Origin of the sequence: Acinetobacter sp. KAM396, assembly GCF_021602765.1 — a bacterium.
GTDB classification, from domain to species: domain Bacteria; phylum Pseudomonadota; class Gammaproteobacteria; order Pseudomonadales; family Moraxellaceae; genus Acinetobacter; species Acinetobacter towneri_A.
Genome location: NZ_BPPH01000005.1, coordinates 94,779 through 118,842 on the forward strand (window position 1 = coordinate 94,779; position 24,064 = coordinate 118,842).

25 protein-coding genes and 6 pseudogenes are annotated in these 24,064 nt (G+C 46.2%); 21 read left to right on the plus strand and 10 right to left on the minus strand.

Annotation, left to right across the window (positions count from 1 at the left end; translation table 11 throughout):
* Positions 1-180: 180 nt before the first annotated feature.
* Positions 181-588 carry a Cd(II)/Pb(II)-responsive transcriptional regulator gene (gene cadR / locus L6C30_RS04770; protein ID WP_001219642.1) on the minus strand — a complete coding sequence of 136 codons (408 nt, stop codon included), beginning with the start codon at positions 586-588 and terminating at the stop codon, positions 181-183.
* A gap of 95 nt (positions 589-683) precedes the next feature.
* Between cadR and L6C30_RS04775 the strand changes: the two genes are divergently transcribed.
* The 3 genes and pseudogenes from L6C30_RS04775 to L6C30_RS04785 form a co-directional block, all read left to right on the plus strand.
* A complete protein-coding gene (locus L6C30_RS04775) occupies positions 684-1,580 on the plus strand; it encodes a cation transporter (RefSeq protein ID WP_004964805.1) in 897 nt (298 codons plus the stop codon).
* Positions 1,581-1,583: 3 nt separating this feature from the next.
* Entirely contained in the window at positions 1,584-2,096 is a 513-nt protein-coding gene (lspA, locus tag L6C30_RS04780) for a signal peptidase II (protein WP_000905420.1), read from the plus strand.
* A 21-nt stretch (positions 2,097-2,117) separates the two neighbouring features.
* Positions 2,118-2,330, plus strand: a pseudogene (locus tag L6C30_RS04785) (transposase family protein); the annotation flags it as partial.
* Between the two features lie 32 nt (positions 2,331-2,362).
* Here the strand turns inward: L6C30_RS04785 and merR are convergent.
* Positions 2,363-2,797, minus strand: a complete 435-nt coding sequence (gene merR, locus L6C30_RS04790; RefSeq protein WP_019836732.1) for an Hg(II)-responsive transcriptional regulator — start codon at positions 2,795-2,797, stop codon at positions 2,363-2,365.
* 71 nt (positions 2,798-2,868) lie between these two features.
* Here merR and merT point away from each other — a divergent pair, with 71 nt between their 5' ends.
* From merT to L6C30_RS04825, 7 genes and pseudogenes are all read left to right on the plus strand, one after another.
* Positions 2,869-3,219 (plus strand): mercuric ion transporter MerT, encoded by a 351-nt coding sequence (merT, locus tag L6C30_RS04795; RefSeq protein ID WP_001294659.1) that lies wholly within the window; start codon positions 2,869-2,871, stop codon positions 3,217-3,219.
* A 13-nt stretch (positions 3,220-3,232) separates the two neighbouring features.
* On the plus strand, positions 3,233-3,508 hold the full coding sequence (gene merP, locus L6C30_RS04800) for a mercury resistance system periplasmic binding protein MerP (protein WP_004178136.1): 276 nt from the start codon (positions 3,233-3,235) through the stop codon (positions 3,506-3,508).
* A 27-nt stretch (positions 3,509-3,535) separates the two neighbouring features.
* A complete protein-coding gene (merC, locus tag L6C30_RS04805) occupies positions 3,536-3,961 on the plus strand; it encodes an organomercurial transporter MerC (protein ID WP_236162484.1) in 426 nt (141 codons plus the stop codon).
* Positions 3,962-3,999: 38 nt separating this feature from the next.
* Positions 4,000-5,685, plus strand: coding sequence for a mercury(II) reductase (gene merA, locus L6C30_RS04810; RefSeq protein ID WP_005174088.1), 1,686 nt, complete (start codon positions 4,000-4,002; stop codon positions 5,683-5,685).
* Positions 5,686-5,701: 16 nt separating this feature from the next.
* Positions 5,702-5,896: pseudogene (merD, locus tag L6C30_RS04815) on the plus strand (mercuric resistance transcriptional repressor MerD); the annotation flags it as partial.
* 47 nt (positions 5,897-5,943) lie between these two features.
* Positions 5,944-6,024 (plus strand): annotated as a pseudogene (locus L6C30_RS04820) (mercury resistance protein); the annotation flags it as partial.
* Positions 6,024-6,599: pseudogene (locus L6C30_RS04825) on the plus strand (ISL3-like element ISPpu12 family transposase); the annotation flags it as partial. The pseudogenes L6C30_RS04820 and L6C30_RS04825, both read left to right, overlap by 1 nt.
* 67 nt (positions 6,600-6,666) lie before the next feature.
* Here the strand turns inward: L6C30_RS04825 and L6C30_RS04830 are convergent.
* The gene (locus L6C30_RS04830) at positions 6,667-7,263 is read right to left on the minus strand and encodes a putative adenosine monophosphate-protein transferase Fic (RefSeq protein WP_019837812.1); all 597 of its coding nucleotides are present in this window, start codon (positions 7,261-7,263) and stop codon (positions 6,667-6,669) included.
* A 12-nt stretch (positions 7,264-7,275) separates the two neighbouring features.
* The gene (locus L6C30_RS04835) at positions 7,276-7,446 is read right to left on the minus strand and encodes a YhfG family protein (RefSeq protein WP_000935322.1); all 171 of its coding nucleotides are present in this window, start codon (positions 7,444-7,446) and stop codon (positions 7,276-7,278) included.
* Positions 7,447-7,746: 300 nt separating this feature from the next.
* Between L6C30_RS04835 and L6C30_RS04840 the strand changes: the two genes are divergently transcribed.
* The 9 genes and pseudogenes from L6C30_RS04840 to L6C30_RS04880 all read left to right on the plus strand — a co-directional run.
* Positions 7,747-10,032 carry a class I SAM-dependent DNA methyltransferase gene (locus L6C30_RS04840; RefSeq protein ID WP_019837813.1) on the plus strand — a complete coding sequence of 762 codons (2,286 nt, stop codon included), beginning with the start codon at positions 7,747-7,749 and terminating at the stop codon, positions 10,030-10,032.
* Positions 10,032-11,402 carry a restriction endonuclease subunit S gene (locus tag L6C30_RS04845; RefSeq protein WP_019837814.1) on the plus strand — a complete coding sequence of 457 codons (1,371 nt, stop codon included), beginning with the start codon at positions 10,032-10,034 and terminating at the stop codon, positions 11,400-11,402. Before L6C30_RS04840 ends, L6C30_RS04845 begins: the two co-directional genes overlap by 1 nt.
* Positions 11,399-14,650, plus strand: coding sequence for a type I restriction endonuclease subunit R (locus L6C30_RS04850; RefSeq protein WP_236162486.1), 3,252 nt, complete (start codon positions 11,399-11,401; stop codon positions 14,648-14,650). The genes L6C30_RS04845 and L6C30_RS04850 overlap by 4 nt, the downstream gene beginning before the upstream one ends.
* Positions 14,651-14,657: 7 nt before the next feature.
* Positions 14,658-14,867, plus strand: a complete 210-nt coding sequence (locus L6C30_RS04855; RefSeq protein ID WP_081406283.1) for a DUF2513 domain-containing protein — start codon at positions 14,658-14,660, stop codon at positions 14,865-14,867.
* Between the two features lie 90 nt (positions 14,868-14,957).
* Positions 14,958-15,391: pseudogene (arsC, locus tag L6C30_RS04860) on the plus strand (arsenate reductase (glutaredoxin)).
* 57 nt (positions 15,392-15,448) lie between these two features.
* Positions 15,449-15,769, plus strand: coding sequence for a metalloregulator ArsR/SmtB family transcription factor (locus tag L6C30_RS04865; RefSeq protein ID WP_004644580.1), 321 nt, complete (start codon positions 15,449-15,451; stop codon positions 15,767-15,769).
* A 6-nt stretch (positions 15,770-15,775) separates the two neighbouring features.
* Positions 15,776-16,249: an arsenate reductase ArsC gene (locus L6C30_RS04870; protein WP_026438201.1), complete on the plus strand. Its 474-nt coding sequence runs from the start codon at positions 15,776-15,778 to the stop codon at positions 16,247-16,249.
* A gap of 7 nt (positions 16,250-16,256) precedes the next feature.
* Positions 16,257-17,300 (plus strand): ACR3 family arsenite efflux transporter, encoded by a 1,044-nt coding sequence (gene arsB / locus L6C30_RS04875; RefSeq protein ID WP_019837818.1) that lies wholly within the window; start codon positions 16,257-16,259, stop codon positions 17,298-17,300.
* 5 nt (positions 17,301-17,305) lie between these two features.
* Positions 17,306-17,494 (plus strand): annotated as a pseudogene (locus L6C30_RS04880) (NADPH-dependent FMN reductase); the annotation flags it as partial.
* A 65-nt stretch (positions 17,495-17,559) separates the two neighbouring features.
* Here the strand turns inward: L6C30_RS04880 and L6C30_RS04885 are convergent.
* The 6 genes from L6C30_RS04885 to L6C30_RS04910 form a co-directional block, all read right to left on the minus strand.
* Positions 17,560-17,802, minus strand: a complete 243-nt coding sequence (locus L6C30_RS04885; RefSeq protein ID WP_019837820.1) for a hypothetical protein — start codon at positions 17,800-17,802, stop codon at positions 17,560-17,562.
* Positions 17,799-18,182, minus strand: coding sequence for a transposase (locus L6C30_RS04890; protein WP_163143575.1), 384 nt, complete (start codon positions 18,180-18,182; stop codon positions 17,799-17,801). Before L6C30_RS04890 ends, L6C30_RS04885 begins: the two co-directional genes overlap by 4 nt.
* Positions 18,183-18,280: 98 nt before the next feature.
* The gene (locus tag L6C30_RS04895; RefSeq protein WP_019837822.1) at positions 18,281-19,225 is read right to left on the minus strand and encodes a copper resistance protein B; all 945 of its coding nucleotides are present in this window, start codon (positions 19,223-19,225) and stop codon (positions 18,281-18,283) included.
* Positions 19,212-19,550, minus strand: a complete 339-nt coding sequence (locus L6C30_RS04900) for a hypothetical protein (protein ID WP_004668310.1) — start codon at positions 19,548-19,550, stop codon at positions 19,212-19,214. Before L6C30_RS04900 ends, L6C30_RS04895 begins: the two co-directional genes overlap by 14 nt.
* Positions 19,537-21,456: a copper resistance system multicopper oxidase gene (locus L6C30_RS04905; protein WP_268920006.1), complete on the minus strand. Its 1,920-nt coding sequence runs from the start codon at positions 21,454-21,456 to the stop codon at positions 19,537-19,539. Before L6C30_RS04905 ends, L6C30_RS04900 begins: the two co-directional genes overlap by 14 nt.
* Before the next feature lie 89 nt (positions 21,457-21,545).
* Positions 21,546-21,842 carry a hypothetical protein gene (locus L6C30_RS04910; RefSeq protein WP_019837824.1) on the minus strand — a complete coding sequence of 99 codons (297 nt, stop codon included), beginning with the start codon at positions 21,840-21,842 and terminating at the stop codon, positions 21,546-21,548.
* Positions 21,843-21,990: 148 nt separating this feature from the next.
* Between L6C30_RS04910 and L6C30_RS04915 the strand changes: the two genes are divergently transcribed.
* Together L6C30_RS04915 and L6C30_RS04920 are read left to right on the plus strand one after the other, a co-directional pair.
* Positions 21,991-22,671 (plus strand): heavy metal response regulator transcription factor, encoded by a 681-nt coding sequence (locus L6C30_RS04915; protein WP_004679347.1) that lies wholly within the window; start codon positions 21,991-21,993, stop codon positions 22,669-22,671.
* Positions 22,664-24,064, plus strand: a complete 1,401-nt coding sequence (locus tag L6C30_RS04920; protein ID WP_019837825.1) for a heavy metal sensor histidine kinase — start codon at positions 22,664-22,666, stop codon at positions 24,062-24,064. Before L6C30_RS04915 ends, L6C30_RS04920 begins: the two co-directional genes overlap by 8 nt.

The following is a 24,064-nucleotide window of genomic DNA, read 5'->3' on the forward strand; positions in this document are numbered from 1 at the left end:
ATTATCTAGTCAGCTTGGTAAGTCAATTAATGGATTCTGAACAAGTTGGCTAGTCACTAATTGAAGGGAGCTTTGGCTCCCTTAATTTTTTTGGGTAAGCGGATTAAATGGTTGATCTTACCTTTGCATGAGAGTGAGGCAAACCGGCATCTCATCGGATTATCTGGTTGGCACTCCAACCTACTGCTGATGCATGCTTCCCTCGCTAATTCCAGCAAGAACCCCACACGCCTTAACTTCCCGGTCATCGTTGCAACGCGCTCTTAGTGAAACGAGTTGTTTCTCAAGCGCCTGTAGAGCGGTTATCTGCGAGCGCACATGAGAGATGTGATCATCGAGCAAGGCATTGACAGCGGTACAGGACTGATGAGGGTCGTCCTGATAGCGCTTTAGTTCGTGAATTTCTGCCAGTGACAGATCCAGGATGCGGCAGCGACGAATAAAGGCCAGCCGCTCAACGTGTTTCTCGGTATAGACACGGTAACCGTTCTCCTGCCGACCAGGCGGCGGCAACAAGCCCTGCCGTTCGTAGAAGCGGATCGTCTGTGTATCTACCCCTACTGACTGTGCCAACTGACCAATACGCATCGGGTTCCTCCGCAACGGATTCTCTACGCTATTGACATTATAGCTACTATATAGTTTTAAATGAAAACCCGATCACATTCAAGTGGAGTCATATCATGAGTAAAAACTGCGGAGGCCCCTGTGGCGACCATGCAAGGCCTGCGGCGGATATCGATATGCAGGCCTCCTCCGAGGCGCCAGGGAGATGGGTCAGTGTTTATGCCGTGCCGAAGATGGACTGTCCATCAGAAGAGCGCATGATTCGCCTGGCCCTGAACGGCGTTGAGGGGATTCGGGCACTGTCCTTCGACTTGTCGAACCGCCGGTTGAAGGTCGTGCATGACGGCGAGGCTGAGCCCATTACCGCGAAACTGGCGACCTTGGGGCTAGGCGCCTCGCTTCAGGAAACCGTCATTGCCGACCCAGAGACGATCAAGGCCGCTGAGAGCTCGGCAGTCTCTGCTACGCAGGAGTCAGGCACTCTGCGCGTGTTGCTCGGTATCAATGCGATCATGTTCGTGGTGGAAATGACTGCTGGCCTGATCGCCCAGTCTACCGGCCTGATCGCTGATTCCCTGGATATGTTTGCCGATGCAGCCGTCTATGGTCTGGCTCTCTATGCCGTAGGGCGCAGTGCGAAAATGCAGGTACGTGCCGCGCATCTGGCAGGGGTACTGCAACTGATTTTGGCTATCGGCGTACTCGTCGAGGTGGTGCGACGCTTTGTTTTCGGTAGTGAGCCTGAATCGCTGATGATGATGGCGATCGCCTTCGTCGCATTGATTGCCAATACCAGTTGTCTGCTGCTCATATCCAAACATCGGGAGGGCGGAGCGCACATGAAGGCAAGCTGGATATTCTCGGCCAACGACGTGGTGATCAACCTGGGGGTCATCACCGCCGGCGCTCTGGTCGCGTGGACCGGGTCCAATTATCCGGATCTGATTATCGGCACCATCGTGGGGGTAATTGTACTTAACGGTGCTAGACGCATTTTGGCGTTGAAGGGTTAAATAATGCTCATTATTGGCAAAAAGCTCTCGCCGTATGCCCTATTGTCCATATCGGGCCTGCTGGCAGCGTCTGATCAGGCCGTAAAATGGCTGGTGCAACAATCAATGGCATATGGCGAGTCTATTTCAGTGACCTCATTCTTTAACTGGGTACACGTATGGAATACCGGTGCCGCATTCAGTCTTTTTGCGAATGGTGGAGGCTGGCAGCGCTACTTTTTTATCGGAATCGCGGTAGTGGTCTCGATTTTTCTGATCAAGCTGATCCTTGAAAATCGTCATAAAGGAGAAGCCATCGCTTACAGTCTTATCCTCGGTGGCGCCATGGGCAACCTGATTGACCGGGTCTTTCGCGGCTATGTTGTGGATTCCTTTGATTTCTATTGGCGAGACTGGCATTGGCCGGCCTTCAACCTGGCTGATATTGCAATTGTCCTCGGTGCCTTACTTTTAGTTTCCAGCAGCTTGTTGGGTAAAAAAGCAAACACCAATGCCGAGTCGGATGGATCTGACTGACACCTACGCCTATACAACACCATGACCGAACTTCCCGACAACATCCTTGACCTGCCGCAATACCAAGTACTGGGCTGCAAATCAACCGACGACGAAATGCACTTCGAGGTGGACGTGCCCGATCCCATCGCCTGCGAGGAATGCGGCGTGCAGGGTGAGTTCGTACGGTTCGGCAAGCGTGACGTTCCCTATCGTGATCTGCCCATCCACGGCAAGCGGGTCACTCTCTGGGTGGGGGCACCTCAGAAATCGGAAAATAAAGCACGCTAAGGCATAGCTGACCTTGCCAGGCCTGCTTCGCCCTGTAGTGACGCAATCAGCGGGCAGGAAACGTTCCCTTTCCGCGCATGGCAGGCGCACACCAGTTCAGACAGCACGGCCTCCATGCGTGCCAAGTCGGCCATCTTCTCGCGCACATCCTTGAGCTTGTGCTCGGCCAGGCCGCTGGCTTCCTCGCAATGGGTGCCATCCTCCAGCCGCAGTAGCTCGGCGATTTCGTCCAGGCTAAAGCCCAGCCGCTGGGCCGATTTCACGAACCGCACTCGTGTTACATCCGCCTCGCCATAGCGGCGAATGCTGCCATAGGGCTTGTCTGGCTCCGGCAGCAGGCCCTTGCGCTGGTAGAACCGGATGGTCTCCACATTGACCCCGGCCGCCTTGGCAAAAACGCCAATGGTCAGATTCTCAAAATTAATTTGCATATCGCTTGACTCCGTACATAACTACGGAAGTAAGCTTAAGCTATCCAAACCAAATTTGAAAGGACAAGCGTATGTCTGAACCACAAAACGGGCGCGGCGCGCTCTTCGCCGGTGGGCTGGCCGCCATTCTTGCGTCGGCCTGCTGCCTGGGGCCGCTGGTTTTGATCGCCTTGGGGTTCAGCGGGGCATGGATCGGCAACCTGACGGTATTGGAGCCGTATCGGCCGATCTTCATCGGCGCGGCGCTGGTTGCACTGTTCTTTGCCTGGCGGCGCATCGTCCGACCGACCGCAGCCTGCAAGCCGGGCGAGGTGTGCGCGATTCCGCAAGTGCGCACCACCTACAAGCTCATTTTCTGGTTCGTCGCCGTGTTGGTCTTGGTCGCGCTTGGTTTTCCCTACGTCATGCCATTTTTCTACTAATCAGGAGTTCATCATGAAAAAGCTGTTTGCCTCCCTCGCTCTCGCCGCTTTCGTTGCCCCCGTGTTCGCCGCCACTCAGACCGTCACGCTGTCCGTGCCTGGCATGACCTGCGCCTCTTGCCCGATCACTGTCAAGCACGCGCTTTCCAAGGTTGAGGGCGTGAGCAAGACCGACGTAAGTTTCGACAAGCGCCAGGCCGTCGTCACCTTCGACGATGCCAAGACCAACGTCCAGAAGTTGACCAAGGCGACCGAGGACGCGGGCTATCCGTCCAGCCTCAAACGCTGATCCGTTAACCGAACTCGGGAGCGACACATGGGACTCATCACGCGCATCGCTGGCAAAACCGGCGCGCTCGGCAGCGTCGTTTCCGCGATGGGCTGCGCCGCCTGTTTTCCTGCCATCGCCAGCTTTGGCGCGGCCATCGGACTGGGCTTCTTGAGCCAGTACGAGGGGCTATTCATTGGCATCCTGCTGCCGATGTTCGCCGGCATCACGTTACTCGCCAATGCTATCGCTTGGCTCAATCATCGACAGTGGCGACGCACGGCGCTCGGCACGATAGGCCCGATCTTGGTGCTGGCAGCGGTGTTTTTAATGCGGGCTTACGGCTGGCAGAGCGGTGGACTGCTCTATGTCGGCCTGGCCTTGATGGATGGGGTGTCGGTCTGGGATTTCATCTCGCCAGCACATCGCCGCTGCGGGCCGGACAGCTGTGAATTGCCAGAACAACGTGGCTGACGGCAACAGCCGTAGCCACCACAGAAAAGGAAAAATACATGACCACCCTGAAAATCACCGGGATGACCTGCGACTCGTGCGCGGCTCACGTCAAGGAAGCCTTGGAGAAAGTGCCCGGCGTGCAATCGGCGCTGGTGTCCTATCCGAAGGGCACAGCGCAACTCGCCATTGAGGCGGGCACGTCATCGGATGCGCTGACTACCGCTGTGGCCGGACTGGGCTACGAGGCAACGCTTGCCGATGCGCCACCGACGGACAACCGCGCCGGCCTGCTCGACAAGATGCGCGGCTGGATAGGGGCCGCTGATAAGCCCAGTGGCAACGAACGCCCGTTGCAGGTCGTCGTCATTGGTAGCGGTGGCGCGGCAATGGCGGCAGCACTGAAGGCCGTCGAGCAAGGCGCGCAGGTCACGCTGATCGAGCGCGGCACCATCGGCGGCACCTGCGTCAATGTCGGCTGTGTGCCGTCCAAGATCATGATCCGCGCCGCCCACATCGCCCATCTGCGCCGGGAAAGCCCGTTCGATGGCGGTATTGCGGCAACTGTGCCTACGATTGACCGCAGTAAGCTGCTGGCCCAGCAGCAGGCCCGCGTCGACGAACTGCGGCACGCCAAGTACGAAGGCATCCTGGGCGGTAATCCGGCCATCACCGTTGTGCACGGTGAGGCGCGCTTCAAGGACGACCAGAGCCTTACCGTCCGTTTGAACGAGGGTGGCGAGCGCGTCGTGATGTTCGACCGCTGCCTGGTCGCCACGGGTGCCAGCCCGGCGGTCCCGCCGATTCCGGGCTTGAAAGAGTCACCCTACTGGACTTCCACCGAGGCCCTGGCGAGCGACACCATTCCCGAACGCCTTGCCGTAATCGGCTCGTCGGTGGTGGCGCTGGAGCTGGCGCAAGCCTTTGCCCGGCTGGGCAGCAAGGTCACGGTCCTGGCGCGCAATACCTTGTTCTTCCGTGAAGACCCGGCCATCGGCGAGGCGGTGACAGCCGCTTTCCGTGCCGAGGGCATCGAGGTGCTGGAGCACACGCAAGCCAGCCAGGTCGCCCATGTGAACGGCGAATTCGTGCTGACCACCGGACACGGTGAATTGCGCGCTGACAAGTTGCTGGTTGCCACCGGTCGGGCACCGAATACGCGCAGCCTCGCGCTGGACGCGGCGGGGGTCACTGTCAATGCGCAAGGGGCCATCGTTATCGACCAAGGCATGCGCACGAGCAACCCGAACATCTACGCGGCCGGCGACTGCACCGACCAGCCGCAGTTCGTCTACGTGGCAGCGGCCGCCGGCACCCGTGCCGCGATCAACATGACCGGCGGCGACGCAGCCCTCAATCTGACCGCGATGCCGGCAGTGGTGTTCACCGACCCGCAAGTCGCCACCGTGGGCTACAGCGAGGCGGAAGCGCACCACGATGGCATCGAGACCGACAGTCGCACGCTGACACTCGACAACGTTCCGCGAGCGCTTGCCAACTTCGACACACGCGGCTTCATCAAGCTGGTCATCGAGGAAGGTAGCGGACGGCTCATCGGCGTGCAGGCGGTGGCCCCGGAAGCGGGCGAACTGATCCAGACGGCGGTGCTCGCCATCCGCAACCGCATGACGGTGCAGGAACTGGCTGACCAGTTGTTCCCCTACCTGACAATGGTCGAGGGGTTGAAGCTTGCGGCGCAGACCTTCAACAAGGACGTGAAGCAGCTTTCCTGCTGCGCTGGATAAAAAAAGGAGGTTTTCAATGAGCGCCTACACCGTGTCCCGGCTGGCCCTTGATGCCGGGGTGAGCGTGCATATCGTGCGCGACTACCTGCTGCGCGGATTGCTGCGTCCGGTGGCGTGCACCCCGGGCGGCTATGGCCTGTTCAATGATGCCGCCTTGCAACGGCTGTGCTTCGTGCGGGCGGCCTTCGAGGCGGGCATCGGCCTGGACGCGCAACTGGCCTCCATGCCAGCCGAGCGGGCGCACGAGGAGGCATTGCCGTGAACGCCCCTGACAAACTGCCGCCCGAGACGCGCCAACCCGTTTCCGGCTACCTGTGGGGTGCGCTGGCCGTGTTGACCTAGAGAGAGTGCGCAAGGGCCTCAGAAAGGAGCTGAAACCGTCCCAGAGCCGGACTCTCAAGGGAGACCGGAAAATCCTGCTGAAACGCGCTCACGAAGTCTCAGACCGGGAGCGCCTCATCATGGAGACCTGGACAGGCGCGTTCCCGCAACTGCTGGCCGCCTACGAGCACAAGGAGCGCTTCTACGGCATCTGGGACGCCACCACACGGCTCCAGGCAGAAGCCGCCCTGGACGAGTGGATAGCCACCATCCCGAAGGGCCAAAAGGAAGTCTGGAGCGATCTGGTCAGGGCAGTGGGAAACTGGCGCGAAGAGACCATGACCTACTTCGAGACGGACATGCCCGTCACCAACGCTTACACGGAGTCCATCAACCGACTGGCCAAGGACAAGAACCGTGAAGGGCGCGGTTACTCCTTCGAGGTGATGCGGGCACGAATGCTCTACACCACGAAGCACAAGAAGAAGGCACCGACTGCGAAGGTCTCTCCTTTCTACAAGAAAACCATCGGTTACGGACTGCCGGACTTCGCAGAGGAACTCAACTACGGAGTCGATCTATCAACCATCTGAGGGTGGTATCAGATTGATGGGGTGAAGGTGCCCCATCAACCATTAAATCCGTATACCCATTTTTTTGTTATTCAGGAGTGATAATGCAGGCTTCAAAAATAGCGATCAGTCCATCTAGCCGGCAGTTGAATCCATCAATATTGGCCTGAATCCAAACTTCTTTATTGTCAATTTTATCCCATTGTACGCCATAGCCGCAGTGGGCGAGTAAATGCTCAAAGAAAATACGCTGAGTGCGTCCATTGCCTTCACGAAATGGGTGAATCACGTTGACTTCACAATAAAAATCAGCGATTTTTTGGATAAGTGCTGGTTTGGCTAAACCTTGAAAATAGTGCTGCTGCTCAAGTTGCTTGAAGAGCTTATTGGCTTCAATTTCAATACGGGGGAAGGTACAAAAGCGGGTATCGCCTTTGGCAATATCCACTTGTCTTAGTTCACCTGCCCAGGCATACAGGTCTGAAAAGAGCTGAAAGTGAATGGATTGCAGGTATTTGAGATCGTAAGGTGGCTCGGCATACTCAATTCGTGTGCTGGCATACTCAGTCAACTCCAGTTCTGCCTGTTGCAGAATTTTAGCATCCTGAATGTTCAGTTTGTTTTTGAGGACGTCCGAGTCCGGGTAACAGTAAATGCTGTCACCCATTTCACCATATTTATCCATAAGGAAGCCTGATCACGATTCCGAGGTCTGTGAGAATTTCTTATATTTCTGTAGAATCTGAGCTTTACTTAATGCCGGTGCGGTTGAGGACGGGTTAATGCCTTCCAGCTTTAAACTGGCTTGATAATTCTGCAAGCGCGTAGCTTGGATATATTTTTTTTTCTGTTCGAGAGTGTTTAGCATTCTGGAATTTCCTTGAACAAAGGTGATGTAAGCCTAGTTTAGCAGATGGGCTTATAAATAGGCACGGCTTTCAAAAGCAGGGTTGTAGCGTTATGGTGGATGAACCTTCTATGAGAAAAATCTGAAACCAGACGACAAAATTTGTCGCTTAACTCTCACGCAATAAATGAATAATCAACAATCTGCTTTTAAATAATATAATATTATCCAACAGTTAAAAAATTATCAGTATTATCTCTAGCAACCGAAGTGTCGCCAGATACTGATCACTGATAAGAATTCAGGAATTGATTCGCCACTATGACCAACAATAACTTTTCACAAATCGCTTCTTTCATCTGGTCGGTTGCCGACCTACTGCGTGGTGACTTTAAACAATCGCAATATGGTCGCATCATTCTGCCATTTACCTTGTTACGTCGTCTGGAATGTGTACTGGAAGAAAGCAAGGCTGCGGTACTGGCAGAACATGAAAAAGTCTCCAAGCTGAATCTGCCAGAAGAAGCTCAAGAAAAGTTATTGCTGCGTGCCACCAATGGTTTGGCCTTCTTTAACACTTCCCCAATGGATCTTAGCAAAATGGGGCAGAGTGATATCAAGGCCAACTTAAGCACCTATGTGCAAAGTTTCTCTAAAGATGCCCGTGAGATATTTGAATACTTTAACTTCATCGAATTTGTAGGCTTACTCGATGATGCCAACCTTTTGTATAAAGTCGTGCAAAAGTTTGCTACCACGGATCTGAGTCCAAAGAACGTATCCAACCATGACATGGGCTTGGTGTTTGAAGAACTGATCCGTCGTTTTGCTGAAGGTTCTAATGAAACCGCAGGGGAACACTTTACCCCGCGTGACATCGTGCGTTTGACTACAGCATTGGTCTTTATGGAAGATGATGATGTACTGACCAAAGATGGCATTATCCGTACCATTTACGATCCTACAGCGGGGACGGGTGGCTTCCTCTCTTCGGGTATGGAATATCTGCATGAGCTGAACCCGAATGCCGTGATGCGTGCGTTTGGTCAGGAACTCAATCCTGAATCCTACGCCATCTGTAAAGCCGACATGCTGATTAAAGGCCAAGACGTGAGCCGGATTAAACTCGGTAACACGCTGTCAAATGATCAACTCTCTGTTGATCAGTTTGACTACATGCTGTCGAATCCACCCTTTGGTGTGGACTGGAAAAAGATCGAACAGGACATCAAGGACGAGCATGAACAAAAAGGCTTTGATGGACGTTTCGGTGCAGGCTTGCCACGGGTATCGGATGGTTCACTATTATTCCTGATGCACCTGATCAGCAAGATGCGTGATGCCAGTAGTAGCGAGAGTGGCAGCCGCATCGGGATTATCCTGAATGGTTCACCTTTATTTACCGGTAGTGCAGGCAGTGGCGAAAGTGAGATCCGTCGCTATATTTTAGAAGCCGACTTGCTGGAAGCCATTATTGCCCTACCCAACGACATGTTCTACAACACCGGGATTGCCACCTATATCTGGGTACTCAGCAATAAAAAAGCCACTGAACGCAAAGGCAAGGTACAACTGATCAATGCCTCAAACCTCAGTACCAAAATGCGTAAGTCGCTTGGTTCAAAGCGTAACTATCTGACTGAAGCTGAAATTGCCACCATTACCCAAAATTACGGTGACTTTGTCGCGGTAGACACCTTGGCGCAGGATGGCGAAACCGAACAGCAAAAACCATTCGCCAGCAAAATCTTTGCCAGCCACGAATTTGGCTACCGTCGCGTGACCATTGAACGTCCATTACGTTTATCGGCACAGATCACGGATAGCGCGATTGCATCATTACGCTTTGCCCCGAAACCGTTTAATGCCGTGATGCAAAGTATCGATGCACAATTGGGCACAGCCTTTGGTACAGCGTGGACAGCAGAAACTTATGGTCAGTTGCAGGACGTGGCGCTTGAGGTGCGTGCCCTGATTAAAGCCGAGTTCGCTGAGCTAAAAGAAAAAGACATTAAAGAGGTATTGGATAGCAAAATCTGGCTATTCCAGAAAGCCCTGATGGAAAAAGCCGAGGCGTTACAAGAGGTGATTGGTACTGAGCAGTTTGATGACTTTAACCAGTTTGATGAAGTGTTGAAAAAAGCCCTCAAGCAGACCGACATGAAGCTGGATGCCAAAGAGAAGAAACAGCTGTTAGAAGCCATCACCTGGAAAAATCCAGAAGCTGAACCGGTGATTAACAAGGTGCTGAAACACGCAGAAAAACCACTGTATGGCCAGTTTAGTTATCAGGGCAAGGTGGTGGAGTTTGTGCAGGATGGGGATTTGCGTGATGCGGAGAACATTGCACTTAATCCAAAAGTCAGCACTACAGAGCTGATTGAAGATTACTTCAAACGTGAAGTACAGCCACACGTGCCGGATGCCTGGATCAACGCGGACAAGCGCGATGAGAAAGATGGCGAGATTGGCATTGTCGGTTATGAAATTCCGTTTAACCGTCATTTCTACGTGTACCAGCCACCGCGTGATTTAGCTGAGATTGATGCGGATTTGGATGCGGTGAGTGCCGAGATTATGCAGCTGCTGCAAGAGGTGCATTCATAATGGTGAAGTATCAGAAATACGCGGAGTATAAGGATTCAGGGGTTGAGTGGTTGGAAAATGTTCCAAGAGAATGGGACATTATAAAAATTAAACACTTAAGTACTGTCAAGCGGGGAGCAAGTCCACGACCAATCGATGACCCAAAGTATTTCGATGATAATGGTGAATATGCATGGGTTAGGATTGCAGATGTATCAGCATCGGATATGTATCTTCTAAATACTACACAGACAATGTCCGACCTTGGTAGTTCCTTAAGTGTTAAATTAGAACCTAACCAATTATTCCTCAGTATCGCAGGTACTGTTGGGAAACCATGTATTAATAAAATCAAAGCTTGTATCCACGATGGATTTGTATATTTTCCTGAGTTAAAAATTCCCAATAAATATTTGTTCTATGTCTTTGCAGGCGAACAAGCCTATAAAGGATTAGGTAAAATGGGAACACAATTAAATTTGAATACCGATACGGTAGGTGACATTAAAGTAGCTTTGCCTAAATCCCAAAGTGATATTTATAAAATTATTGAATTCCTCGACCACGAAACTACCAAAATCGATCACCTAATTGAAAAACAACAACAACTGATTGAACTGCTGAAAGAAAAACGCCAAGCGGTGATTAGTCATGCCGTAACCAAAGGACTCGATCCGAATGTCCTGATGAAAGATTCGGGTGTGGAATGGTTAGGAGAAGTGCCTCAGAATTGGACTGCGACAAAAATAGGATTTCATGCATTAAAAATTGGTAGTGGTAAAACACCTAAAGGTGGAGCTGAAATATACCAAGACGAAGGTGTTTTATTTATTAGAAGCCAAAATGTTTACAATGATGGCTTAAGAGTAGATAACTCTGAAAGTGTTTATATCTCTGAAGCCATTCATGATGAAATGTCTACATCAAAGATTTATTCAGGCGATATCTTGCTAAATATTACAGGTGGCTCAATTGGACGTAGTAGTTTAGTCCCTGATAAGTTTCCTGAAGCTAATGTAAATCAGCATGTATGTATTATTCGAGTAGGGAAATATTTACAAGAATTTTTGTCTTTGGTTATTCAATCTGATCTCATTCAAGCACAACTTAGATCCATTCAAACGGGTGGTAACAGAGAAGGATTAAACTTTGAGCAAATTTCAAAGTTTTGGTTTGTATTACCTCCTAAAGATGAGCAAGAACAAATTATTTTATTTATTAAAAATAAACTAAATGAATTTGGTAAGCTTGAAGCTAGAGCAAATAAAGCCATTCAACTGATGCAAGAACGCCGAACTGCCCTGATCTCAGCCGCAGTTACCGGCAAGATTGATGTTCGCCACTGGCATGCGCCAACGGTTGCTGAGGCACAGACGGAGTTAAGCGCATGAGTCTAGACGCCACCCGTGAAAGCATTTTCCAGAACGACATTATTTCCCAAATGCTGGCAGAGGGTTGGCAACTCGGTACGCCACAAGGCTACAACCGTGAAACCGCCTTGTATGAGCAGGACGTACTGGATTTTGTGCAACAAACCCAAGCACAAGACTGGCAGAAGTTTCAGCGTATCTTTCCGAATGATACCGAACGGCATTTTCTAGAAGCCGTGGTTGCCCAGCTGAAGAAAGCCGACATCAATGCCACCGATGAACAGTCGCGTACCTATGGCACTTTAGGTGTGCTGCGTCACGGAGTGAAAACCCGCAGTGCCCGTTTTTTCCTGTGTCAGTTTAAACCTGAACATGCACTAAATCCCGATACCTTAGCCAATTACAAAAAGAACATCTGCCGCATTGTGCCAGAGTTGGTCTATAGCCCGTATGCTACGGCTGCTGAGTTACAGGACATGGGCAAACAGGCCAAGAAATGGCGTATTGACTTGGTATTGTTTATTAACGGCTTTCCTGTTGCTACTCTCGAACTCAAGTCCGAGTTTAAACAGGCGGTGCAAAATGCCATGTTGCAGTACAAACGCACCCGCTTGCCGAAAGATCCAGAAACCAACAAGCCTGAACCCTTGCTGATGTTTAAGCGTGGCGCATTGGTACACTTTGCCGTGAGTCAATACGAAGTCTATATGGCGACCCAGCTGGCTGGAGAAGATACTTTTTTCCTGCCATTCAATAAAGGCACGCATGACGGTGGCGCAGGCAATGATGTGCCAGAAGACCAGAATCAGTACGCTACGGCGTATTTGTGGAATGAAGTTCTCACCCCGGACAATTTGCTGAATATCATTGGACGTTTTGTCCATCTGCAAATTGAAGAAAAAGAAGACTGGGAAGGACGCAAGTACAAAAAAGAACTGCTGATCTTCCCACGTTACCACCAATGGAATGTGGTCACCAAACTGATCAATGCCGCCTTAGAGGAGGGCACTGGACAGAAATATCTGATTCAGCACAGTGCAGGTTCAGGTAAGTCTAACTCGATTGCCTGGACAGCACATCAGCTGTCGACCCTGTACGATCAACACAATCAGAAACTGTTTGATTCGGTGATTGTGGTCACTGACCGTACCATTCTGGATGCCCAGCTACAGGACACCATCTACCAGTTTGAACATGCCGATGGCGTGGTCGGACGCATCAACAATAAAGAAGGCGATGGCTCCAAATCGGAAAAACTGGCCAAAGCACTGGAAACCTCACAGCCGATTATCATTGTGACCATCCAGACTTTCCCCTTTGTGCTGCGTGCGATTGAAAACAGTACCAACTTGAAACAGCGACGTTATGCGGTGATTGCCGATGAAGCGCATTCTTCACAAAGCGGCTCTACGGCACGGCAACTCAAAGAAGTGTTGATGCTGGAAGAGCGTGATGAGGATGCAGAATTGTCTTCGGAAGATATTCTGGATGCGGTAGTGGCTGCACGTAAGGGCAGTAATAACCTCAGCTATTATGCCTTTACCGCGACACCGAAAGACAAAATCCTGCAACTGTTTGGCCGTGTACCCAATCCTGAACTACCACCCTCCAAGCAGAACAAGCCGGAAGCTTTCCATGTCTACTCCATGCGTCAAGCCATTGAAGAAGGCTTTATTCTGGATGTGCTGAAAAACTATACCAACTATAAAGTGGTATATAAACTCAAACAGAAAATTGAAGAAGCCGACAAACAGGTCGATGCCAAAAAAGCCAAGATCAGACTGAATCAGTGGGTGCGCCTGCATGACCACAACATTTCCCAGAAAGTGAAAGTCATTGTCGAACATTTTAAAAATAACGTGATGGGCTTATTGGGTGGGCAGGCCAAAGCCATGGTGGTGACCAGTTCACGTAAAGAAGCGGTGCGTTACAAGTTGGCCTTTGACAAATACGTGACGGATCAGGGCTATAAGTCCATTCAGGCTATGGTCGCATTCTCGGGTGAGGTTGAGTTTAATGACAAGGATACCGACAGCAGTGGTTTAGTCGGGCAGACCTTTAACGAACGCAACATGAACCCGGGACTGAAAGGACGGGAAATGCGCAAGGCCTTTGACAGTGATGACTATCAGGTGATGCTGGTGGCCAACAAGTTCCAGACCGGCTTTGACCAGCCAAAACTGTGTGCCATGTACGTAGACAAAAAGCTGGGTGGTGTTGAGTGTGTACAGACCTTGTCACGCTTGAACCGCACCTATCCGGGCAAAGCGGAATCTGGCACCTTTGTCTTGGACTTCTTTAACGATCCTGAAGACATTCTTGCGGCCTTCCAGCCTTACTATCAAACCGCAGAACTGGCTGATGTATCGAATCCGGATCAGATCTTTGACTTGTTTGAAAAGCTGAAAGCCAGCAAAATTTTCTTGTGGACGGAAGTCGAGCAGTTTGTAGAAGCCTTCTTTACCAAGAACAAATCCAATGCTGCGATTAGTAATATCTGCAAACCCGCGGTTGAACGCTGGCAGAAACGTTATAGTCAGGCCATCGAAGCCTATAACACCACCCGAGATATGCTGGAACGCTGCAAGAACACCAATGATGCGGTGCTGATTGCCAATGCCGACAATGCCTTTAAAGAGGCCAAGCTTGAAAAAGACAAACTGGAAATCTTTAAAAAAGACTTGGGCAGCTTTACCCGTTTTTACGAGTTTATGTCGCAGATCGTGGACTACGATGACAAAGAACTGGAAAAACTTAGTCTGTATGCGCGTAACCTGCGTCCATTGCTGCGTGAAACCGCAACGAAAGATGATGAGGTGGACTTAAGTAATGTCAGCATGAGCCATTACCGCTTGTCCAAGATCCGTCAGCAGGACATCAAGCTCAAAGAAGATGCCGAAGATTTTAAGCTGGAACCGGGCAATGACCTCGGTGCAGCCAAGCCACGCGATAAGAAAGAAGAATTCCTGTCTCAGATAATCGAGCGTCTGAATGATGTCTTTATCACCGATAACCTGACTGATAAAGATATGCTGAACTATGCTTATACGGTACGTGACAAACTGGCTGAGAATGAGATTGTGATGAAGCAGATCGCCAACAATACCCGTGAACAGGCCATGCTGGGGGATTTCCCGAAAGCCATGGATGATGCCATTCTTGGCAGTAGTGCGGCACATCAGGAACAGATGATGCAGTTGTTGTCTGATCCGGCGAAGGCCAGCATCTTTGCACGGGTGATCTTTGATATGTTGAGCAGTCCAAAATGACCGCTATATTAACCAAGGGGGTCAGTTTTTAAATGCCGTTAGGGGGCATTTTTACAATGCCGATAACACTTGGGATGGGCATGAATTATTAGATACGCTTAGAGATCAGAATGTTTGGAATCATATTAAAGAGATTTCTAAAGAAAAAGGCGTAGATATAACTTTTGAATCTATTAAGGTCATGCTTGGTTTAGCTTTGACTAGTTTATTAACTTAAAGCATTTTCAGAAGAGCAGTATATTTGGAATTGCATATATATGTCTATTCGTATATAAATATATGTAAAGATTCAATTGAGTTTGAGTAAATGACTGCGATTCCAAAAGTGAAGATTTATCACAACCCTGAATGTGGAACATCACGCAACACATTGGCCTTAATTCGTAATGCCAACATTGAACCTGAAGTGATTGAGTATCTAGTTACACCACCATCGAAAAATGAACTGATTCAAATGATCGTAAATGCGGGTTTAACCGTGCGAGAGGCAATTCGTAAAAATGTTGTGCCGTATTCTGAGCTAGAACTAGAACGTGATGATTGGACGGATGAACAGCTTTTAGATTTTATGCTTCAGTATCCAATTTTGATTAACCGTCCATTCGTGGTAACTGAATTAGGAACTCGTTAAGTCGTCCGTCAGAGCTGGTTTTAGAAATTCTGCCCCTCTCACAAAAAGGTGCTTTCACTAAAGAGGATGGTGAACAAGTGATTGATGCAAATGGGCAGCGATTGAAATAAAAATTTCATGGATATATGTGAATATTGATATATCCATATGTTTGAGTGGGTAAAAATATGGATCAAATCAATTTCTTTAAATGTTTGGCTGATGAAACTCGATTCAACATTGTCATGTTGGTTCTTGGGAATAATGAACAGTGTGTCTGTGATTTGACTGAAAAATTACAGTTGAGCCAACCTAAGATTTCACGGCATTTAGCCTTACTGCGTTCTTCGGGTCTCTTACAAGATCGACGTCAAGGGCAATGGGTCTATTACAGTCTCAATCCTAATTTACCCATTTGGTGCCTAGACATACTTAACACCCTTAAAAATGCTGATTTACAGCCAAAAGTTGCTCCATCATTTCAACAAATCAATAGTTATTGCGAGTAGAACAATATGAAATTCCTTTTTTTGTGTACTGGAAATAGTTGCCGTAGCATTTTGTCCGAAGTGCTTTTTAATAGTCGTGCCCCAGAGGGTTGGAAAGCTTATAGTGCGGGCAGTAAACCATCGGGACAGGTACACCCACTGACGATTGAAACCTTGGAAAATCTAGGTCTGTCAACAGATGGTTTGTGGAGTAAAACCATTGATGATTGTGAACAATACCAACCTGATGTGGTGATTACGGTTTGTGATTCAGCAGCACAAGAAGCGTGTCCGCTTTATTTAGGCGGAGCGATCAAGGCACATTGGGGTTTGGCTGATCCATCACACTTAGACTTACCTAAAGAAGAAAAATTACAGGCATTCCAAGTGACTGTAGACCATATCAATCGTCGTTTAGATGCTTTATTTGCATTGGATACAGCACATATGTCTCGTCCTGAATTGATTGCTGCAATCAATCACATCTCAGATATTGAATGAGAAAATTATGGCTCAACAAAGATTATCCTTTTTAGATCGTAACCTCACGCTATGGATTTTTATTGCCATGGCTTTAGGGATTGCGATAGGCGTGTTTTTTCCGCAAGCCTCTGTCGCTTTGGATAAAATGAGTGTGGATTCAGTCAATATTCCTATTGCGATAGGTTTGATTTTGATGATGTATCCGCCATTAGCTAAAGTGGATTATGCAGCGCTACCACAAGTGTTTAAAGACAAAAAAACCTTAACTTTGTCCTTAGTACAGAACTGGGTGATAGCACCAGTATTGATGTTTGCCTTAGCCATTGTTTTTCTACATAGCTATCCAGAGTATATGACAGGCTTAATCCTGATAGGACTGGCTCGTTGTATTGCGATGGTCTTGGTGTGGAACGGTTTGGCCTGTGGGGATAACCAATATGTTGCTGCATTGGTGGCTTTTAACAGTATCTTCCAAATTTTATTTTTCAGTACCTATGCTTGGTTGTTCTTGACCTTCTTACCACCTTATTTTGGTGTTGCAGGGCAAGTGATCAATGTGGATTTCTGGACGATTACTCATGCGGTATTCGTGTATTTAGGGATTCCGTTCTTCCTTGGCTTTATGACACGATTTATTCTGGTTCGAGCGAAAAGTTTGGATTGGTATCAAAATGTCTTCTTACCAAAAATTAGCCCACTGAGTTTGCTTGCTTTGTTGTTCACGATTGTGGCGATGTTTAGCCTCAAAGGAAATGATGTGGTGAGTTTACCACTGGATGTTTTACGTATTGCCATTCCATTGACCATTTACTTTATTGTGATGTTCTTCATCAGCTTCTTTATGAGCAAATGGATGGGCAATGATTACCCTAAAACTACAGCAATTTCCTTTACTGCTGCGGGGAATAACTTTGAATTGGCGTTGGCTGTAGCGATTGCAACTTTTGGTTTAGCTTCACCTGTGGCGTTTACTACTGTAATTGGTCCACTGGTTGAAGTACCAGTGTTGATTGCTTTAGTCAGTGTGTCTTTGTGGCTCAGAAAAAAGTTTTTTAAAGCAGAGGTGTAATTTCTATGACTCTCCCAAATGTAGATATGAATCTTCTCGATCAACCGACTTTAGAAAAAGTACAAGCTAAAGAGCTGGATCATCCACCGCGTATTTTGCTGCTGTATGGTTCAAACCGTGAGCGCTCATACAGCCGATTGGCGGTGATGGAAGCAGGACGTATTTTGGAGCAGTTTGGCGCTGAAGTAAAAATTAACTTAAAACCCTGAAAGCCGAAATTTCAGGGTTACACGAATGTTATTAATCATAAAATAATTGATTAATATGAACTTTTTTCGACTTTAAACGTTGTGTTGGTGTACTTGAACCGAACCCAATATTCAGGACCAATCAAACTGTATTTTAAAGTGGTAAGTCGCATCCCAATGTAGTTCTGATTTGTATCGTAAAAATTGGATTCTATACCATAAAAGGCTCTCACCACCTGAGCCATGGTCGTATCCATACCTGCACGCATGTCCATGGGCTGAGTAGACAACCAGATTTCATCAATGCGGATCATGTTGCCAGTGCCTTGAGTAATTCTGCCAAGACAGGTATTTCTGATGTCTGCCATTTTAGCTGAATATCATTATTCGTATGAGGCACGGTGATACACAACGTGATCCTCTCATCAATAGGTTGGCTGATTGCAGCAGTGTAAGGCAAAGCAATAAATGCTGGATTCACATGAGTAGGATCCTGCACGGCACCATCATGATGGCTGAAGATCCTGATCCAACGACTGACAAGGTTGGCATTAATACTATGTTGCAGTGCGACCGAAGCGATCGAGGTATTAGGATTTTTGCAGGCATTGACAATACTGAGTTTGAATTCTTTGCTGTATGTTCTGCGTTTTTTAGCAACAGGAGGTGTTGCTGAATATATATCCATGTTCATGGATTAAGTTCCCACTTGTTTTTAGGTGGGAACTAAATTAAGGCTTATAGGATCGCTTGGTAAGGCTGTGTTAGCCGGATGCTTACTCATTAAATTAATTAAAATCTAAATCTAACACCAGCTCCATATAACCAACCTTTCTCAGAGTTTGATTCTATTTGCCACGACGTTTCATCATTACCTTTTGAATACTCATAGGCAATGTCGATATACGGCATGATCTTTTTACTGATTTCATAGCGAGTTTCAAACCCTGCGGTTGCACTGCTTAAACCAGTTTTTTTCGCATATTTAGAGTCATCACTAAAGATAGCATCCAACTCTAAATAAGGTTGAATAATCAACTTTTGCGTAATCAGAAAATCACGTTCCGTTTCTAGGCTAAAGCCCGCATAATTGTCTTCTCCCGCATAGAGATAAGCATCAGTTTCAAAGAAATATGGCGCCATACCATGTAAGCCAATCACCGCATCAACATTTTCTTCGGTGTCTTTGCGATGATCATTGAGTTCAACTTTTTCACTACGATAACGTGTACCAATCTGTGCATCCCAAAAGTCTGAAATCATACGGCTATATAAAAGTTTGGCATCATAATGTGCATCATGCGATTCTTCTTTATCGGCATGAATTTTAATAAAAACCTTATTTTCATCTGTGCCAATACGGGTTTCAAACTCTGACTTTAAATCACCTGTGCCATCTTCATTGACAAGCCACTTATTATCCACTGTCGTAATCGCATAAATTTGCGCACCGTGTTCTGAGCGATGATCATAATGCGAACTCTGCTGAGCATTCGCATCTGGTACATGATGTAAATGATTAACCGTAGATGTTGCCTGATGTTGTGCCTGATTCATTTGGCTATAGTTCATTTGAGAGCGATCCATTTGCATCGGCTGATTTTGACTAGAAGATGTAGCAACTGTCATTTTTTCAGGCGCACTATGATCTTCACCATTATGTGCCAAACTCACTGCACTGACCATCAACAAAGAGCTTGCTAAAACAGTTTTAGAAAAAAGATTAATGGTGCGCATGTTGATCTCCTTTCTGTACTTTTTGATCTTGCTGTTTCTCTGTTGATTTGTGATGCATTGGCTGATGACCTGCATGTTGATGGTTCATCGGTGCTGAATGTGCAGCATGATTCATTTTCCCCATCATCTGCATGTGTTGTGCATGCTCTTGTGGAGAATGCTGTGAATGATCCATCTCAGACATCGCTTGATGATTCATTGATGGTACATTTTTTCCATCAGTCTGAGCAGTTGAATGATGCCCTTCGTGCGCCACACTTAAGGTCGTTAAACTCAATACCGCAACAGAAAAAATCGCTTTCAATACAAAATTAGTGATGTGCATGTTCAGCTCCTTTTTGCTCAGTTACTTGTTGAGTTTGAGTCGAATTTGTACCTTGAATTGGCGTTGTAGACACTTGTTCATCGCTAACATTTGCCACGATCAACTTGTTCATCATTCCTGCACTCATGTGATACAACAAATGACAATGGATTGCCCATTCGCCCAACTCATCCGCAGTTAATAAAGCAGTCACTGTTTTACCCGGTGGTACAATCAATGTGTGTTTATTCGGCATATCTACCGACTCTTGACCATTCTCCAACTGCATAAACATGCCATGTAAATGCATGGGGTGCGCCATCATACTGTCATTAATAAATTTGATACGGATACGCTCGCCATACTTCACTTTTAATGGCTCAGCATCGCTGAATTTTTTACCGTTAATCGTCCAAATATAACGCTCCATAGTACCGCCCAAACGCACTACTAATTCACTGCTAGCTTCACGAGTATCTTTTTGCGGTTCTAAAGATTTTAAATCACTATATTGCAAGGCTTTATTGCCCGCAGGTGTAGATGCATTTGCCCAACCATAAACCACTTGATCATTTTCTTGTGGTTTTGCTGTGCCATGCTGTGAATGATCCATTTTCGAGTGATCCATGCCTTGCATATCGCCATGGTTCATTTTTGAATGATCCATTTTCGAGTGATCCATGCCTTGCATATCGCCATGGTTCATTTTTGAATGATCCATTTTCGAGTGATCCATGCCTTGCATATCGCCATGGTTCATTTTTGAATGATCCATTTTCGAGTGATCCATGCCTTGCATATTGCCGTGGTTCATTTTCGAATGATCCATTCCTGCATGATCACCGCCACCATGTCCCATATCTTCCATGGTCAAAAGTGAGCGTGGACGTGGTGCAGGCATATGAATGCCATGTGTCATAGGATTTAATTCATTGTGCAGTGTACCAATCGCATAGCCTGCACGGTCAATTGACTCAGCTTCAATTTGATAATGTCCGCCTTTTGGCTCCACAATCACATCATAAGTTTCAGCTGTGCCAATACGAAACTCATCCACAGCAATAGGTTTTACAGGCTGACCATCAGCACTGACCACAGTCATTTTCAAGTTAGGAATACGGACATCGTAGAAAGACATCGCAGATGCATTCACAAAACGTAGGCGAATTTTTTCATTCGGTTTAAACATTCCTGTCCAATTTTGTTCAGGTGTTTTGCCATTAATGAGGAAGGTATAACCTGTAACATCCGACATGTCGGTTTTTAGCATACGCATCTGATTCCACATTTTGCGGTCAGACCATGTCGCTTTTATGCCATCACGTTTAACCTGCTTCCAAACATCACCCAAGGTTTCACGCTGATCTTGATAATATTCAGCTGAAATTTTAAGATCTTTCTGAATTTGATCACTGGTTTTTTCATGAAAATCTGACAACATCACCACATAGTCACGTTCAGCTTTTTCATGTGCTGCCAATGGTGTTTTACCTTTTGGATAAATCACAAAAGAACCATATAAGCCGTCCTGTTCCTGTCCTTTAGAATGAGCGTGATACCAATAAGTCCCGCTTTGGCGAATCTTGAATTTATAAACATACTCGCTTTGAGGCTTAATACCGTTAAAACCATTAAATCCTGGTACACCATCCATAATGCCCGGCAACAACAGTCCGTGCCAATGAATAGAAGAATCTTGGTTTTTTAAATTATTTTTCACGCGAATGATGGCTTCATCACCCTCTTCAAACTCAAGCAAAGGCGCAGGAAATTGACCATTTACGGTAATTCTCTCAACTGGTTTTCCTGTGATATTTACAGTTTGTTCAGCGATTGTTAAATCATATTCTTTAACTGCCGCCATTACCCAAGTTGATGAAAATAAACCAACTCCAATTAAGAGTATATGACTTAACTTTTTTGACATTCTATCTCACCTTTAGAAAGGTCAAGATTGAAGTAATAAAGCAAATATTTAGTATAAACTTTAATACTTCTTTCTCGCTATTTATAAAATTATTTATTGCTACTAGGCATATTCATCTTTGAATGATCCATTTTAGAATGGTCCATATTCATCATAGAATGATCCATTTTTGACATGTCAGATGAGTTAGGAGACTGATGTTGACTATGATCTTGCTGAGTCTTGTCATCTTTTTCCATTTTACAAGGTTTTGTACAAGGTTCCTGTGCTTTTACCGTTTTAGTGGCACTTGAGGTTGATACATCTTTTGCCCAAGATTGGATACCAGCAATTAAAGTTCCAGCACACATTAAAATTGTTAGACTACGACGCACTACAGTTTTCATAAGTTTCTCTAAAAGTTAATTTCTTGTTACTACAATAAAGTGAAGCACTGAACATCTAAGTGACTTGAAAATGACATTTTTGTAATCTATCTCGATCAGATGTTTTATAACGTTATTATAGTTTTAATGAATGACTTAGGATTCGGAAATGAGAATACTATTAGTTGAAGATGAACAAAAAACTGGTGATTATCTCAAGCAAGGTTTATCCGAAGCTGGCTATATTACGGACTGGGTTACAGATGGGTTAACGGGTAAACATCAAGCTCTTTCTGAAGAGTATGACTTAATTATTTTAGACGTGATGTTACCTGGACTAAATGGTTGGAATATTATCAATGATATTCGTAGCAGCGGTAAAACAATGCCCATTCTTTTTCTTACCGCCCGAGATCAAATCGAAGATCGAGTAAAAGGATTAGAGCTAGGCGCTGATGATTATTTAGTTAAGCCTTTTGCTTTTGCAGAGCTTCTAGCTCGAATAAAAACGCTCCTTAGACGAGGGCAACAAAGAGAAGATAATAATATTATTAAGATTGCTGATTTAGAACTTGATTTGAGAAAACGTCGGGTAACACGAGCAGGTCAACGCATTGATTTAACGGCTAAAGAATTTGCTCTTATGGAGCTTTTTATGCGTAGAAGAGGTGAAATTCTACCAAGAGCACTTATTGCATCTCAAATTTGGGATATGAACTTTGATAGTGATACAAATGTAGTTGAAGTCGCTATTAAACGATTAAGAAATAAAGTAGATAGTAATTTTACCCCTAAGTTAATTCAAAATATTAGAGGAATGGGGTATGTATTAGAGGTAGAAGATGAATAATAATTTATTCAGAGCGATCAGTTTCCGGATCGGTATCATTTTCTCATTATCTACTATTTTCATTCTAATTATTATGGGTTTGTTCATAAATAAATTAGTAATGCATCATTTTGAGACTCAAGACCGTACCCAATTAGAAGGTAAAATCCAGCTGATTCAGAATCTTATCCAACAGAATCCTAAAAACTCTCCAGAACTTAATCTTTATTTGAGAGACGCTTTAGTTGGACACCATGATCTTATGGTTCAAATAGAACGACCGACAGGTAAAGTTTTATTTAGTTCAGCACCTTCAACAATTAATACTCAACACTTAACCAAGTCAGCAAATAATTCATGGATTAAATGGAAAATTCAGGATAAGACTTATCGTGGCATGATCTACAACACGGATATAAACAAAAATACTGAGATACAATCTGTACGCATTATTGTGGGGATCGATACATCTGAACATCTACATTTTTTAAATGATTTTAAGCGTCAACTTTTTTACATTGGTTTAGCCGGTACGATTTGTTTAATGTTTTTAGGCTGGTTTGCAACCTGGAGAGGTTTAAGACCCGTGCAAAAAATGGCTAAGGTCGCAGAAGGCATTTCTGCCCAACATCTTTCAGAACGTTTAGAAGTTGAGCACACACCAACAGAACTAAAATCATTAGCAATTGCCTTCAATGATATGCTCGACAGACTAGAATCAGCTTTAGAAAGGCTTTCCGATTTTTCATCTGATTTAGCGCATGAAATTAGAACACCGATTAATAACTTAATGACTCAAACTCAAGTATGTCTTGCCCGTAACCGAGATATTGGTACTTATCAAGAAATACTATTTTCTAATTTAGAAGAATTAGAACGTTTGGCTCGAATGGTATCCAATATGCTTTTCTTGGCAAAAGCAGAACATGGCCTAAAATTACAGAACTTACAGAATATTGACCTGGTTAAAGAAGTTACAGCCTTATTTGATTTCTATGATGCGCTAGCTGCCGAAAAAAATATGACGCTTCAACAAACAGGATCTGGAAATGTCAAAGGTGATCCTGCTATGTTACGTCGAGCACTCAGCAATCTATTATCTAATGCAGTTAAATATGGAAATAAGAATTCTACAATACGCATAAAACTTCAACAGAATTTAGATAACACAATATTTTCAATTGAAAATGAAGGCCCTGAACTCTCTCCTGAACAACTATCCAGGTTATTTGATCGATTTTATCGAACAGATGCATCTAGACAAAGAACAGAAGAAGGAACCGGCTTAGGGCTCGCGATAACAAAATCTATTCTTGATATGCTTGGGGCGACCATCCAGGCTGAATCCCTCAATGGTCGAATCATTTTTACCATTGTTTTTCAAAGTGAATCCATGCAAGGGGAATCATTTTAA